The organism is Exiguobacterium sp. KJ 601 (assembly GCF_027161185.1).
Taxonomy (GTDB): domain Bacteria; phylum Bacillota; class Bacilli; order Exiguobacteriales; family Exiguobacteriaceae; genus Exiguobacterium; species Exiguobacterium profundum.
Window position 1 is genome coordinate 1,557,526 of sequence record NZ_JADHZG010000001.1, and the last position, 14,655, is coordinate 1,572,180.

At 48.8% G+C, this 14,655-nt stretch carries 16 protein-coding genes; all 16 read right to left on the bottom strand.

The window, feature by feature from the left end:
- Window positions 1-12 precede the first annotated feature (12 nt).
- Window positions 13-1,383 carry an ATP-dependent protease ATPase subunit HslU gene (gene hslU / locus IRJ25_RS08015; RefSeq protein ID WP_074037255.1) on the bottom strand — a complete coding sequence of 457 codons (1,371 nt, stop codon included), beginning with the start codon at window positions 1,381-1,383 and terminating at the stop codon, window positions 13-15.
- Window positions 1,380-1,928 carry an ATP-dependent protease subunit HslV gene (hslV, locus tag IRJ25_RS08020; protein ID WP_078146697.1) on the bottom strand — a complete coding sequence of 183 codons (549 nt, stop codon included), beginning with the start codon at window positions 1,926-1,928 and terminating at the stop codon, window positions 1,380-1,382. Before hslV ends, hslU begins: the two co-directional genes overlap by 4 nt.
- Before the next feature lie 11 nt (window positions 1,929-1,939).
- Window positions 1,940-2,821, bottom strand: coding sequence for a tyrosine-type recombinase/integrase (locus tag IRJ25_RS08025; RefSeq protein ID WP_269318063.1), 882 nt, complete (start codon window positions 2,819-2,821; stop codon window positions 1,940-1,942).
- A 184-nt stretch (window positions 2,822-3,005) separates the two neighbouring features.
- Window positions 3,006-4,316, bottom strand: coding sequence for an FADH(2)-oxidizing methylenetetrahydrofolate--tRNA-(uracil(54)-C(5))-methyltransferase TrmFO (trmFO, locus tag IRJ25_RS08030; protein ID WP_269318064.1), 1,311 nt, complete (start codon window positions 4,314-4,316; stop codon window positions 3,006-3,008).
- Window positions 4,316-6,412: a type I DNA topoisomerase gene (gene topA, locus IRJ25_RS08035; protein ID WP_269318065.1), complete on the bottom strand. Its 2,097-nt coding sequence runs from the start codon at window positions 6,410-6,412 to the stop codon at window positions 4,316-4,318. Before topA ends, trmFO begins: the two co-directional genes overlap by 1 nt.
- Before the next feature lie 65 nt (window positions 6,413-6,477).
- The gene (gene dprA / locus IRJ25_RS08040) at window positions 6,478-7,272 is read right to left on the bottom strand and encodes a DNA-processing protein DprA (RefSeq protein ID WP_269318066.1); all 795 of its coding nucleotides are present in this window, start codon (window positions 7,270-7,272) and stop codon (window positions 6,478-6,480) included.
- Between the two features lie 50 nt (window positions 7,273-7,322).
- Window positions 7,323-8,240, bottom strand: coding sequence for a succinate--CoA ligase subunit alpha (sucD, locus tag IRJ25_RS08045; RefSeq protein WP_015881376.1), 918 nt, complete (start codon window positions 8,238-8,240; stop codon window positions 7,323-7,325).
- Between the two features lie 12 nt (window positions 8,241-8,252).
- Entirely contained in the window at window positions 8,253-9,413 is a 1,161-nt protein-coding gene (sucC, locus tag IRJ25_RS08050; protein WP_159562085.1) for an ADP-forming succinate--CoA ligase subunit beta, read from the bottom strand.
- Window positions 9,414-9,533: 120 nt separating this feature from the next.
- Window positions 9,534-9,794, bottom strand: coding sequence for an EscU/YscU/HrcU family type III secretion system export apparatus switch protein (locus IRJ25_RS08055; protein WP_074037264.1), 261 nt, complete (start codon window positions 9,792-9,794; stop codon window positions 9,534-9,536).
- The gene (locus tag IRJ25_RS08060) at window positions 9,791-10,636 is read right to left on the bottom strand and encodes a hypothetical protein (protein WP_269318067.1); all 846 of its coding nucleotides are present in this window, start codon (window positions 10,634-10,636) and stop codon (window positions 9,791-9,793) included. Before IRJ25_RS08060 ends, IRJ25_RS08055 begins: the two co-directional genes overlap by 4 nt.
- Before the next feature lie 14 nt (window positions 10,637-10,650).
- A complete protein-coding gene (locus tag IRJ25_RS08065; protein WP_269318068.1) occupies window positions 10,651-11,403 on the bottom strand; it encodes a ribonuclease HII in 753 nt (250 codons plus the stop codon).
- A gap of 41 nt (window positions 11,404-11,444) precedes the next feature.
- A complete protein-coding gene (gene ylqF, locus IRJ25_RS08070) occupies window positions 11,445-12,305 on the bottom strand; it encodes a ribosome biogenesis GTPase YlqF (RefSeq protein WP_196430536.1) in 861 nt (286 codons plus the stop codon).
- Between the two features lie 12 nt (window positions 12,306-12,317).
- Window positions 12,318-12,860, bottom strand: coding sequence for a signal peptidase I (gene lepB, locus IRJ25_RS08075; RefSeq protein WP_015881370.1), 543 nt, complete (start codon window positions 12,858-12,860; stop codon window positions 12,318-12,320).
- An 82-nt stretch (window positions 12,861-12,942) separates the two neighbouring features.
- The gene (gene rplS, locus IRJ25_RS08080) at window positions 12,943-13,296 is read right to left on the bottom strand and encodes a 50S ribosomal protein L19 (RefSeq protein ID WP_015881369.1); all 354 of its coding nucleotides are present in this window, start codon (window positions 13,294-13,296) and stop codon (window positions 12,943-12,945) included.
- Window positions 13,297-13,410: 114 nt separating this feature from the next.
- On the bottom strand, window positions 13,411-14,127 hold the full coding sequence (gene trmD, locus IRJ25_RS08085) for a tRNA (guanosine(37)-N1)-methyltransferase TrmD (protein ID WP_269318069.1): 717 nt from the start codon (window positions 14,125-14,127) through the stop codon (window positions 13,411-13,413).
- Window positions 14,117-14,635 (bottom strand): ribosome maturation factor RimM, encoded by a 519-nt coding sequence (gene rimM / locus IRJ25_RS08090; protein ID WP_269318070.1) that lies wholly within the window; start codon window positions 14,633-14,635, stop codon window positions 14,117-14,119. Before rimM ends, trmD begins: the two co-directional genes overlap by 11 nt.
- Between the last annotated feature and the right edge of the window lie 20 nt (window positions 14,636-14,655).

Sequence of the window (14,655 nt, forward strand, 5' to 3'; positions counted from 1 at the left end):
GCATACAGAATCTTATAATATATATTGGCTCAAATCACGATCGTCGGCGATGGAACCGACTTTTGCTTGTACGTAAGCTGGTGTGATTTCTACGGTTGTTTGTGGCATATCTGCCGCTTCAAATGATAAATCTTCTAAAACGCGCTCCATTATAGTATAGAGGCGACGTGCACCGATGTCATCGGTCTCACGATTGACATGTGTCGCAATTTTCGCAATTTCTTCAATGGCCTCATGCGTGAAACGGACCGTGATTTCTTCAGATTCTAACAAGGCCGTATATTGTTTAATGAGTGCCTGTGACGGTTCCGTCAAAATCTTGACGAAGTCTTCTTCCGTCAAGCTGCTCAATTCAACACGAATTGGGAAGCGTCCTTGTAGCTCTGGAATCAGGTCAGACGGCTTAGCCATATGGAATGCACCGGCCGCGATGAAAAGAACATGATCCGTTTTAACCGGTCCATACTTCGTGACGACCGTAGATCCTTCTACAATCGGAAGAATGTCACGCTGCACCCCTTCACGGGATACTCCGGCGTGATCTTGTGATTTTGTGGCGATCTTATCGATTTCATCCACGAAGATGATACCCATCTGTTCACTGCGCCGCACGGCTTCATCGTGGACTTCGTTCAAGTCCAGCAAGTTCTCTGCTTCTTCAGCAATGAGAAGTGGTCTTGCTTCACGAACCGTCAGCTTACGTTGTTTCCGTTTCTTTGGAACGATTTGACCGAGCATATCCTGAAGATTCGACAAACCTTCCATCCCTTGACCCTGAAACAAATCCATCGTCTGCTTTTCTTCTAATTCCACTTCAATCACGCGTTCTTCGAGTTCACCGAGTTCGAGCAAGCGTCGAAGTTGCGAACGGTCATTATTGGATGTGTCCGACGTGGTTTCTGGCTGTTGTGTCTGTCCGCCGAACAACGCTTCGAACGGATTCGATGCAGTAGGTGTCGCTTTTGCTTTTCCTTGTAGCGCATCTAAAAGGCGTTCCGTCGCCGCACGTTCCGCTGGCTCCTTCACATCTTCTTTTTTCTCTTCTTTGACAAGACGAACCGATGCCTCAACGAGATCACGTACCATCGATTCAACGTCACGACCGACGTAACCAACTTCCGTAAATTTCGTTGCTTCTACCTTCACAAACGGTGCACCGACAAGCTTAGCTAACCGTCGAGCAATTTCGGTCTTTCCGACCCCGGTCGGTCCGATCATCAAAATATTTTTTGGTGTAACCTCATCGCGAAGGTCTGCACTTAACTTTTGACGACGATAGCGATTTCGTAGAGCAATCGAAACTGCTCGCTTGGCATCCTTTTGTCCGATTACAAAACGGTCTAACTCCGTTACGATTTGTCTAGGTGTCAACTCTCGGTTCATTCAGCAGCGCCTCCAATCGTTTCTACAATGACTTGATCATTTGTATACACGCAAAGCTCACCAGCGATTTCAAGAGCGGCACGCGCGATTTCTTCAGCAGACTTTTCAGCAGAATGGCGTACGAGTGCGCGACCTGCCGCTAAGGCATAGTTCCCACCGGATCCGATTGCAAGAATTCCATCGTCCGGCTCAATCACTTCTCCATTCCCAGAGACGAGCAAAAGATGATCGGCATCCATCACAATCAATAGTGCCTCGAGTTGACGCAACATCTTATCCCCACGCCATTCTTTCGCAAGTTCTACCGCTGCTCGCGGCAAGTTACCGTTATACATTTCAAGTTTCGATTCAAACTTTTCAAACAATGTGAAAGCATCGGCTACGCTACCTGCAAAACCGGCAACGACTTTCCCGCCATAAAGGCGTCTGACTTTCTTCGCCTTGTTTTTCATGATGACGGCATTCCCGAATGTGACTTGGCCATCTCCACTCATCGCACATTGGCCATTGTGTCGAACTGCAAAAATCGTTGTTGCATGAAACATATCGTAACCTCCTACTTTCTTGGATGTGTCGCTTGATAAATCGACCGAAGTCGTTCGGTCGATACATGGGTATACCGCCCGGTCGTCGACAAGGACTCATGCCCAAGCAACTCTTGGACGGCACGCAAGTCCGCTCCCCGTTCTAACAAGTCCGTCGCAAAGCTGTGTCGCAACGAGTGCGGGGTAAGTGGTTTATGTACCCCACTGTCTTTTCTCAAACGTTTCATGACATAGCGGATTTGGTCTGTTGTCATCCGATTCCCTTTTTGACTCAAAAATAATGCGGTTTCTGTCGGGAGCCCGACACCTTTGCGTAATTCGATATAACGCTGCAAAGCATGTACGGCATATTGTCCGATCGGGACATATCGTTCTTTCTTCCCTTTTCCCATCACATGGACAAAGGATAAAACCTCATCGAACGAGGAAAGGTTCATCCCACACAGTTCTGCGACGCGGATTCCCGTCCCATAGAGCACTTCTACGATGGCGATGTCCCTCGCCTGTAAAAAAGGGTCTTCCTGCCTCGAGGCAGCCTCCAACAGTTGCTCGACTTCCGTCGGGACGGCAAAGGTCGGCAAGGACTGTCTCTTTTTCGGTGAGGTCAGGTCGTGGAACAACGGTTCTCCACCTTGTTCTCTTGCCATAAACTTCCCGAATTGCTTGAAACAAGATACTTTTTGGGACACCGTAGACGTGGCCAATTGTTTCTCATAAAGGACATATAAATAACGCCGCGCCGTCTGAGCATCGTAGGGATCTTGATGCGTCGATTGGCAATATGCGGCGTACTGGTCGAGCGTTTGCTCGTAAGAGCGTTTCGTATGAGGAGACAGTCGACGTTCAATTTGGCAGTAGCGTAAAAAGGATTGTCGATCCTCTAAAAATCCCATTTTATCGCCTCCTCGATGACTCGTAAAAACGCATGTTCTCGTCAAATCGAAATTAGCATAGCATACAGAATGTAAGGTGACAATAGATAGCCGTTCAATAATCTGAAAATTTTCAAAGTATGAAACAAAATACACAATTGAAATTTTACTTCAAAACAAAAGAGCCAAAAAATGGCTCTCCTGTTCAAAGATCTTTATACTGTTGTATCGTTTCTAACGCACGGTTCGCGTAACGCTCGTACCGTTCTTGTTTCTTCATTTTTTTCGGAGCGTCTTCTAGTGATGACACCAATCCGAAGTTTGCATTCATCGGTTGGAAGTGCTTCCCGTCGGCTGTCGTGATATAATGCGCCATCGAACCAAGCATCGTCTCACGCGGGAGAACGACGAGTTCTTCACCTGCGATCATCTTCGCCGCATTGATCCCAGCTAGAAGCCCGGACGCTGCCGACTCCACATATCCTTCTACCCCTGTCATCTGACCGGCGAAGAAGAGCGTGTCACGTGTACGCGCCTGATACGTCGGCTTGAGTAAGCTCGGTGAGTTGATGAACGTGTTACGGTGCATGACACCGTAACGGACGATGTCCGCATTCTCGAGTCCCGGGATGAGACGGATGATGCGCTTCTGTTCGCCCCACTTCAAATGTGTTTGGAAGCCTACCAAGTTATACAGTGTGCCCGCCGAGTTGTCTTGACGAAGCTGAACGACGGCATATGGACGTTTTCCTGTCTTCGGGTCTTCTAATCCGACCGGTTTCATCGGTCCGAAAAGAAGCGTCTTTTTCCCACGCTCGGCCATGACTTCAAACGGCATGCATCCTTCAAAGTAAATCTCTTTTTCAAACTCTTTTAACGGAACGACTTCTGCCTTGATCAGCTCTTCGTAAAACACGTCAAATTCTTCTTCTGTCATCGGACAGTTCAAGTAAGCGGCTTCACCTTTGTCGTAACGCGACTTCAAATAGACTTTATCCCGATCAATCGTATCACCATCTAGAATTGGTGCTGCCGCGTCATAGAAGTAGAGATAATCTTCTCCTGTGAACGCCTTGAGTGATGCAGAGAGGTCAGGGGAGGTCAAAGGGCCAGTCGCCACGATGACGATCCCTTCAGGAATCTCTTTGAGCTCTTCGTTGTGCACTGTGACATTCTCGTGGTTCTTTAGCTTCTCGGTGATGAATCCGGCAAACTCATGACGATCGACGGCAAGGGCACCCCCAGCAGGTACACTTGCCGTGTCAGCCGCCTTTAAGATGAGCGAGTCAAGCGTACGCATTTCTTCTTTCAAGACACCTACGGCATTTTGAAGACCGTTCGCACGTAGCGAGTTCGAACAGACGAGTTCTGCAAATTGATCCGTGTGGTGCGCCGGTGTTTGACGAACCGGTCTCATTTCATACAAATCTACTTGAATACCGCGCTTAGCGAGTTGCCAAGCCGCTTCGGAGCCGGCCAATCCAGCTCCGATTACAGTTACACGTTGTTGCAACATTAATCCTCCTCTTGCTGATGTACCTCGGTGTGGGTACAGTTCGTACATTGATATTTCACGCCGTCTTTAATTTTTTTCTCGACCATCAAACTGTCGCATACTGGACACGGTTTCGCAACCGGTTTATCCCATGAGACGAATTCACATTCCGGATAGTTCGAGCAACCATAGAAGAGACGACCTTTTTTACTACGACGTTCTACGATTTGTCCATCCTTACAGTTCGGACACGGGACACCGATTTCGACTTGTACCGGTTTCGTGTTCGTACAGTTCGGGAAGTTCGAGCACGCCATGAACTTGCCGTAGCGTCCCATCTTGATGACCATTGGTGACCCACAGACTTCACAATCGATTCCGGCAGGTTCATCTTTCACTTCGATTTTCTCGATTTCTTCTTCAGCACGCTTCAATCGTTTCTCGAAAGAACGATAAATCGGAGCGACGACTTCCGTCCACTCGACTTCCTTATGCTCGATCGAATCAAGAAGGGTCTCCATGTCGGCCGTGAACTGGACCGTGATGAAGTCGTTGAAATACTCATCAATCATCTCGATGACGAGTTCTCCAAGTTCAGTCGGTAAAAACTTTTTCTCTTCGAGAACGACATAACCGCGTCGTTGGATCGTGTCGAGTGTCGGCGCGTACGTCGACGGACGACCAATCCCGAGTTCTTCCATCGCTCGAACGAGTCGCGCCTCTGTATAACGAGGTGGCGGTTGTGTGAAGTGTTGTTTCGGCTCAATCGTTTCAAACGTCACGGTATCATCCACTTCGAGAGGTGGCAATAATCCTTCCTTCTCTTGGTTCGTGTCCTCAATGTCATCGTCTTTCGACTCGATATACACTTTCATGAAACCAGGGAATTTGACTGTCGACCCGTTCGCACGGAAAATCATCCCGTTCGACTCGACGTCGATTTTGACCGTATCAAGAACAGCTGGCGCCATTTGGCTCGCAATCAATCGTTCCCAAATCAACTTATACAGTCGCAACTGGTCACGTGACAGATATGGCTTCAAGGAAGCTGGGTCGCGCAATGCTGAAGTCGGACGAATCGCTTCGTGCGCGTCTTGGGCATTCGCTGATTTCTTTTCTTTTTGTTTCTGTGAGGCGACATACTCTTCACCGAATGTCGATTCGATATATTCCTTCGCCTCCGTCTTCGCCAAATCAGAGATACGTGTCGAGTCGGTACGCATATACGTAATCAAACCGACTGTACCCTCTTTTTTACCGAGATCGATTCCTTCATATAATTGCTGCGCGAGCATCATTGTCTTCTTCGCACGGAAATTCAATTTACGGGCAGCATCCTGCTGCAATGAACTTGTCGTGAACGGTAGCGAAGCGTTCCGCTTCCGTTCTTTCTTCGTTACATCAATGACTTTAAACGTATCATCAATGGTATTGAGGACAGATTGCGCGTCTTCTTCAGACTTCAATTCCATCTTCTTCCCATCTTTTCCGTAAAATGAAGTCTCGAACGTTTCCCCATCATGATTTAAATCAAGTTTAATCGTCCAATACTCTTCCGGGTCGAACGCGTTAATTTCGCGTTCACGGTCGATAATCATCTTCACGGCTACCGATTGAACTCGCCCTGCAGACAATCCTTTTTTGACTTTCTTCCATAATAATGGGCTCATCCCGTATCCGACAAGACGATCTAAAATACGTCGGGCTTGTTGTGCATCGACAAGATCGTGATTGATCTTACGTGGATGTTTAAACGATTCTTTAATCGCATCTTTCGTAATTTCGTTAAAGACGACACGACATTCTGTCGTTTCATCGACACCGAGTGCGCGTGCTAAATGCCAAGCAATCGCTTCCCCTTCTCTATCGGGGTCGGCCGCGAGAAAGATTTTTGTCGCTTTTTTCGCTGCTGTCTTCAATTCTTTCAATACCGGTCCTTTACCACGGATGGTAATATACTTCGGTTCAAAGTCGTGTTCGACGTCTACACCGAGTTGACTTTTAGGCAAGTCAATCACGTGCCCCATCGAAGCTTTGACCATATAATTCGGACCTAAATAACGTTTAATTGTTTTTGCTTTCGCAGGTGATTCGACGATCACCAGATATTTTGCCATACATCTGCTCCCCTTTTAGAGGTCATTTAAATCCCTACCATAATATTCATGTTCTCACCGGTTTGTCAACGTACAATCTTGAGATCTCGAATAATTTGATCGGAATTCGTCAATGGAATCGCACCTTCTTCAATCAACCGGTTCGGTCCCTCCGCGAGTGGATCAAGGGGTGAACCTGGCACCGCAAATACCGTTTTCCCTTGCTCTAGAGCATGTCCGACCGTATTCATCGTCCCACTCTTTCGTCTCGCCTGTATAACGACCAACGCATCGCCAAGACCACTGACCAAACGATTTCTTTCCAAAAATTGAATTTTTTGAATCGGCGTGTTTGGTACATATTCACTAAGTAAGACTCCCTCTTGTGGAATCTGTAAAAGCATGTCTCGGTTCGCCTCCGGATAGAGCCGGTTCAGTCCAGCTCCCAGTACCGCCACGGTCGGTCGACGAGCGAGAAGGGCTTGGGCGTGGACGAGCCCGTCGATTCCGAGGGCGCCACCTGAAACAGATACAGTTTCTTCTATTAAAGAGTGATAGTGATTCACGAGCGGTTGACTGATACGATTCAACTCACGACTTCCGACCATCGCAGTCGTTCTTTCTTGTAGTACCTCTAAATCTCCATGATAAAACAAGCAATATGGAGGGTTGGGGATGTCGAGTAACCGTTTCGGAAACAAGTCGTCTTCCCATGTGACGAAATGTTTATACGACTCCGATGCGTGCCAGGCTCGTTCAGCCCGTCTCCAGACATGTTCAGAAAATTGTGTGCGATGTGCTCCGAGTGTCCCGTTTAAATAATGATGCACAAACTCAACTGGCATTCGTGCTGCAGCAAACCGAGCTATTGTTTGATTCATCACAAACTCTCCTTTAAAAAAATGAGGGATGCAAGCATCCCTCAAGATTCTCATGTCGTCGGTTGACCCGTGACACATGCTTCGTATAATCCTTGCTGTTTCAAGACACGAATTAACGTTTCACCGATAACCGCTGGTGTTTCAGCGACTTCGATTCCATTCGCGTTCAATGTCTTGATCTTCTCAGCAGCCGTCCCTTTACCACCTGAGATGATTGCACCCGCATGTCCCATGCGCTTGCCTTCAGGAGCCGTCTGGCCGCCGATGAAACCGATGACTGGTTTCGTCATGTTGGCTTTTACCCATTCAGCTGCCTCTTCTTCAGCCGTTCCGCCGATTTCCCCGATCATGATGACCGCTTTCGTGTCCTCATCTTCGTTGAACGCTTTAAGCGTATCGATGAAGTTTGTTCCATTGACCGGGTCTCCGCCGATTCCAACAGCTGTCGATTGTCCGATACCTGCTGTCGTCAACTGATGAACCGCCTCATACGTGAGCGTCCCAGAACGTGATACGATTCCGACGTGCCCTTTCGTATGAATGTAGCCAGGCATGATGCCAAGTTTCGCTTCTCCAGGTGTGATGATACCAGGACAGTTCGGTCCGATTAAACGAGCCGGTTTGTCCTCGAGATAGCGCTTCACTTGAATCATGTCCACAACTGGGATCCCTTCTGTGATACAGATGATGAGCTCGATGCCGCTGTCTGCCGCTTCCATGATTGAATCCGCTGCGAAAGCAGGTGGAACATAGATGATCGATGCATTGGCACCAGTTGCTTCGACCGCTTCAGAGACGGTGTTGAAGACTGGAACGTTGTCGAGGACCGTCGTGCCACCTTTACCAGGTGTGACACCACCGACTAATTTCGTGTTATATGCGAGCATCTGTTCACCGTGGAACAGACCTTGCTTCCCTGTAATCCCTTGAATGATTACTTTCGTATCTTTATCCGCCCAAATACTCATGTCGTTTCCCCCTTATCGAACAAGTGCTGCGATTTTTTCTGCACCGTCAGCCATCGAGCTGGCCGTCGTGATCGCAAGTCCAGATTCATCGAGAATGCGCTTCCCGGCATCAACGTTCGTTCCTTCTAAGCGAACGACGAGTGGTAAGTCGAGTCCGATTTCTTTCGTCGCAGCGACAATCCCCTCTGCGATGATGTCACATTTCATGATCCCACCGAAAATGTTAACGAAGATCCCTTTGACCTGGTCATCAGACAAAATCAACTTGAATGCTTCTGTTACTTTTTCTTTCGTCGCACCGCCACCTACGTCGAGGAAGTTAGCGGGTTCAGCGCCGTAATGTTTGATGATATCCATCGTTGCCATCGCAAGACCGGCACCGTTGACGAGACAACCGATGTTTCCGTCGAGTGCGATGTAGCTGAGGTCGTGTTTTGACGCTTCTACTTCACGTGGGTCTTCTTCCGTCGTATCACGAAGAGCAAGGACGTCCGAGTGACGATAGAGCGCGTTGCTATCGAAGTTCAACTTCGCATCAAGCGCGATGACGTTACCGTCTTTCGTCGTGACGAGCGGGTTGATTTCCGCGATTGTGCAATCTGTCTCGACGTACACTTTATACAGCTTCATGACCATGTCACTGAACTTATTGACAAGTTTCGTCGGGACTTCCATTTTGAATGCGAGACGACGCGCCTGGAATGGACGTAAGCCTACGACCGGGTCGACGATCTCTTTATGAATCTTCTCTGGTGTATGTTCAGCGACTTCTTCGATGTCCATTCCACCTTCAGATGAACCCATGATGACAATTCGGCCGATCGAACGGTCAAGCACGAGTCCTAAGTAAAATTCTTGGTCAATCGCAGAACCTTCTTCGATATAGAGACGCTGGACAACTTTTCCTTCCGGACCTGTTTGGTGTGTCACGAGCGTTTTCCCGAGAATCTCTGAAGCATATTGTTTCACTTCTTCATCTGTCTTCGCAAGTTTAACACCACCCGCTTTACCGCGGCCACCTGCGTGGATTTGAGCTTTTACTACCTTCACTTCACCTTCAAGCTTCGCAGCAGCTGCAACAGCTTCTTCAACAGTAAAGGCCGGATAACCCGTCGGAACGGCTACCCCAAACTCTCTTAACAATTCTTTCGCCTGATACTCATGGATATTCATATGTTTTCCCCCTTAGTCCCCTTTAATATCGGCACGTCTATTGTAACGAAAAACTGAAAGCGCTGTCTATCGTTCTTGCTTTAAGTTTTCATCTTTTTTTCACATATATCCCTAGACAAATCAAATTTTATCCTGTTCCATCTGATAAAGAAACACAAAAAGTTCGGCAATGACTTGATAGACGTCCTCTGGAATCTGCTCTTCAATGTTCAAGGCCGACAGTAACGAGAGGAGCGCTGGGTCTTCATGGATAGGAATGCCGTTCGCTAAAGCAACTTCAAGCATCCGCTCGGCCACGATACCCGTTCCTTTTGCTACGACATGGGGCGCATCCATCGACTGCTCATAGGAGAGCGCCATCGCTTTCTTCTGGTCTTTCATATTTGGAGGTCCACCTTTCCGAGCGGTGCAAACGTTGCCGGAACGTGTTCACGCTTCGCTTCATACGAAAATGAAGACAGTTCGAATGACACCTTTTTTAAACCTTCTTTCAAAAGTGGTTCGTATGTACGGACGTATGGAGCCAAATCGTGTTGCTCATTGAATACACGTACGGACACGTAACGCTTTTGAATCAACACATCAATCCCGGTCTCACCATATCGCGGCGTTTCAAGAAACAAGACGATCCGCGCATGATCCGAGTCCATCGTCTCTCGTTTCGGGGCCTCTAGACGAAGTTGAACGTTTTCAAACGGACCCAATTGCGGTATGTGAAATGCTTGAGCGATGAACGGCGGGCTTTGGCTCGCGTTGAACGCTTCCTGCGCACGCACGAACTGCTCGAACTTCGGCTCACCTTTCGCTTTGAACAGTTCCCCGACGAGCGCTTTTACATCCTGACCTGCGCCGCTTTCTAACGCGGTTTTGCCGGCCGTCTTCACGGAGTCCGGCGTCAGCATCGGCTCTCGCATCAGGCGTCCGAGCTGTTCTCCTAACGCCTGCAGAGGGGACTTGACCGCCATGAGCGATTCTGTCGCTTGCGTGACGACCTTCAAGACGAGCTTCGGTTCAACGTCCGTGACGACCAGCTTATACGTGACGTTCTCTTTCACGTTCGCATTGACACCGACCCGGAAAATCCCTTGGGGCAGTTGCATGACCGCCTCGTTTCCAGGTAAGAGCTGCAACACCTTTCCGACGACTGTGTTCCCTAGTAATAGCGGGCGTGACGTCTGTTCCGTCACTTTGAACGGCATAACCCCTTGATGATCGATCCGCAACGCGACCACTCCTTTCACATATGCTTGATGGGGGCAAACGTACGGCGATGAATCGGAGTCACCCCAAGGCGTCTTAACCCTTCTAAATGAGCCTCTGTTCCATATCCTGCGTTTTTCGCAAATCCGTATCCAGGATACGTCAAATCATATTCTTCCATCATCCGGTCCCTTACCACCTTAGCGACGACACTTGCCGCGGCTATCGACACACTGAGCGTGTCCCCTTTAACCAATGACTGTTGAGGGATGTCGAGCTCGAGTTTCATGGCGTCAATCAATAGGGCGTCTACTTCTCCGACTTGATGAATCGCCTCTGTCATCGCTAGTTTCGTCGATTCGTATATATTGATGACATCAATCGTCTTCGGCTCGACGATGCCGACACCGACCTCCGCGACCTCGATGATGTGTGCGTATGCTGCATCCCTCGCCGTTTTGGACATTTTTTTCGAATCATTCAATCCCGCGAGATAGAACCCATCCGGTAACAAGACTGCCGCAGCCACGACCGGTCCCGCGAGCGGTCCCCGTCCGACCTCATCGACTCCGACAATTCGAGTGAAGCCTCGCGCCTTCCATTCATGTTCATACGTCATGCGACGTTCGAAATCGACCTGTAACGCCCGTTCTCGCTCGAATTGACGGTGTTTTTGCCGAAGCAACGTTTGCACGCCCGCTCGTGGGTCTCGTGACAAGGTCGGGAAGATTTGTACCCATTCTTCATATCGGATGTCCTCTAGTTGTTGTTTAATCTGTTGAATCGTCACGGTCTTCCTCCTATTCAAAAAAGCCCTGTGTGCACAGGGCTTTACGCCATTTCGTGATCAGCCGGTGTCTCAAGCGAGATCCGTCCGATTTTTTCATGTCGTAGTTCATTCAAAAGTAGTTCGCTCGCTTTTTCGAAATCGACGTAACCGCCACTGATGAGACCACGTTTTTTCCCGATCAACTCAAGGAGCTCAACGCTGTCCTCGGGTAACGTTTCAAGTTTGAATCGTTCCTTTAATTGTTCAGGATAACGAGCATGCAACTCACGAACCGTATACAAGGCGATATCATCCAAGTTGAGAATCTCGTCTTTGATAGCGCCGGTCGCGGCTAGACGATATCCGACAATTTGGTCCTCAAATTTCGGCCAGAGAATCCCCGGTGTGTCCAACAGCTCCATCTCGCCGCCTTTCATCTTGATCCACTGTTGACGCTTCGTCACACCAGGACGGTCGCCCGTGATGGCGATGTTTCGTCCGGCGAGACGGTTGATGAGCGTCGACTTCCCGACGTTCGGGATTCCGATGATGAGCGCACGGATCGGTCCGGGGTTCCGCCCCTTCTCACGCATCCGGTCATGCTTTTCTTTCATCAACTTCTGAGCACCCGTGATGAGCTGTTTCAAGCCTTTGCTATGTTTCGCGTCGACAGCGACAACCTCGACTTCTTCGCGTTTCAAGGCACGTAACCACGCCTCCGTCACGACGGGGTCGGCCATGTCTGCTTTGTTCAAGACGATGAGACGGGGTTTTCCCGCTGTAATCTCATCGACCATCGGGTTGCGACTCGACTGAGGCACGCGTGCATCTACGAGTTCGATGACGACATCGATTAGCTTTAATTTTTCAGTTACTTGTCTTCTTGCTTTGGCCATGTGGCCAGGAAACCATTGAATTGCCAAAAAAGCACCACCTTAATCTTCTACCGTGCCAACATCATCGAGTGGCCAGAAGATGAAGTTCGTCTTGCCGACAATCTCCTCTTTCGACACAAATCCGATCTCACGGCTGTCTTTCGAGTTTTGACGATTGTCTCCCATGACGAAGTATGATTCCTCTGGAACGACCGACTCACCCGTCACTTGTTCGAGTGTGAAGTTCTCGGTCAACGGGAACCCGTTCATCTGGGCACGAAACTCGTCTAAATACGGCTCTTCTACCGCTTCACCATTAATATAAAGCACATCATCTCGATATTCGAGCGTGTCGCCTGGGATGGCGATGACACGTTTAATATAGTCTTTTGATTCAGTCGCATGGAATACGACGATATCACCTCGGTCTAGCTCCCCAACATAGTTCGAAATTTTACTGACGATCATCCGATCCGCATTGTGGAGTGTCGGCATCATCGACTCTCCTTCAACGATGACAGGAACGAAGATGAACGTCCGGATGACGAACGCGATGACAAGAGCGACCACGATGGCTTTTAGCCAACTAAACACTTCTTTCAACTTCACTCACTCCTCTATCCATTTGAACTTATTGTACTAGAAAAAAAGAAGCTTGTCGCAAGCGACAAGCTTAATTCCCATCTTAACGACGGATTTCTTTAATACGTGCTGCTTTACCGCGAAGGTTACGGAGGTAGTAAAGTTTCGCACGGCGAACTTTACCGTAGCGTACGACTTCGATTTGTGCAACGCGTGGTGAGTGAAGCGGGAATGCACGCTCAACACCTACGCCGTAAGAAATCTTACGGACTGTGAATGTTTCGCTGATGCCGCCACCTTTACGCTTGATTACAACACCTTCGAAGATCTGGATACGCTCACGCGTTCCCTCTACAACTTTAACGTGGACACGTACTGTGTCACCAGGACGGAAAGCAGGTACGTCCGATTTGAATTGTTCTTCTGTGATTTCACGGAACAGTTTTTGTGTGTTCATGAATCATATCTCCTTTTTCTTCAATGTTCATATCTTCATATGCCCAAGCATCCAATAGCGGAACATCGGTAATCGATGGGTTTAACCCACATGCTCAAACATAGCATATATTTCTCAATCGCGCAACGATTGCAGAAACTTTTTATCGACATCCGTCAACTCGACATGTTCGAGCAAATCCGGACGTCGTCGATACGTGCGTTCGAGCGATTGCTCTCGGCGCCATGCCTCGATCCGGGCGTGATTTCCCGACAAGAGCACTTCCGGCACGGTCAATCCAAGAAAATCAGCCGGTCGTGTATAGTGAGGGTATTCCAAGAGACCAGTCGAGAACGAGTCATCTTCATGGCTCGCCTGATCGCCAAGTACATCCGGAATGAGCCTTACGGTCGCATCAATCATGACCATCGTCGCGAGCTCTCCACCTGTCAAAACGAAATCACCGATCGACACCTCGTCGGTCGCCAGTTCATCATGGATCCGTTGGTCGAACCCTTCATAATGTCCACACAGAAAGACCAGATGTTCCTCCTTGGCCCATTCTTCGGCCATTCGTTGATTGAACGGTTTTCCGGTAGGCGTCGTGAGAATGACCCTTGGGCTCTTCGCCTCAAGGGAATGAAACGCATCAAAGATCGGCTGCGGCGTGAGCAACATGCCCGCTCCACCGCCGTACGGATAATCATCGACTTTATGATGCTTGTTCGTTGAAAAGTCCCGAAAATTGAGGAACGACATCTCCACTTGCCCGAGCGTCTTCGCCCGACCGACGATGGAGTGATCGAGCGCATGAAACATCTCGGGGAACAACGTCAATACATCAATCTTCATCGTCAATCATTCCAGGGATCGGCGTGATGACGATACGCTTCGCATCGACATCAATCTCTTGGACGACCGATTCGATATAAGGGATGAGCGCGTCCGACTTTCCTGGTCGTTTGATGACCCATACGTCGTTCGCTCCATTCGTTTCAAAGATGTCGTCGACGACACCAATGACTTCCCCATCCACGACAGCCTCACAGCCGATGATTTCATGATAATAAAATTCGTGTTCGTCCAAGTCGTGGACGTGTTCGGCGTGGACATATAGTTTCAGCCCTTTATATTTTTCAATGAGGTTGATATTGTCAAACCCTTTGAATGTGACGAGGTGAAACTGCTTATGAGGACGATACGTCGTGATCGTCATTTCCTGTTTAGTTCCGTCGACATCAAGAAACAACGTGTTTCCTTTTTTAAATCGCTCTTCCGGAAAGTCTGTCGCCGCCAAAATCTTCACTTCCCCTTTCAGGCCGTGCGTATTGGCGATTTTCCCTACATATAACCAGTCCATCTTTTTCCCTCCTCAACAAA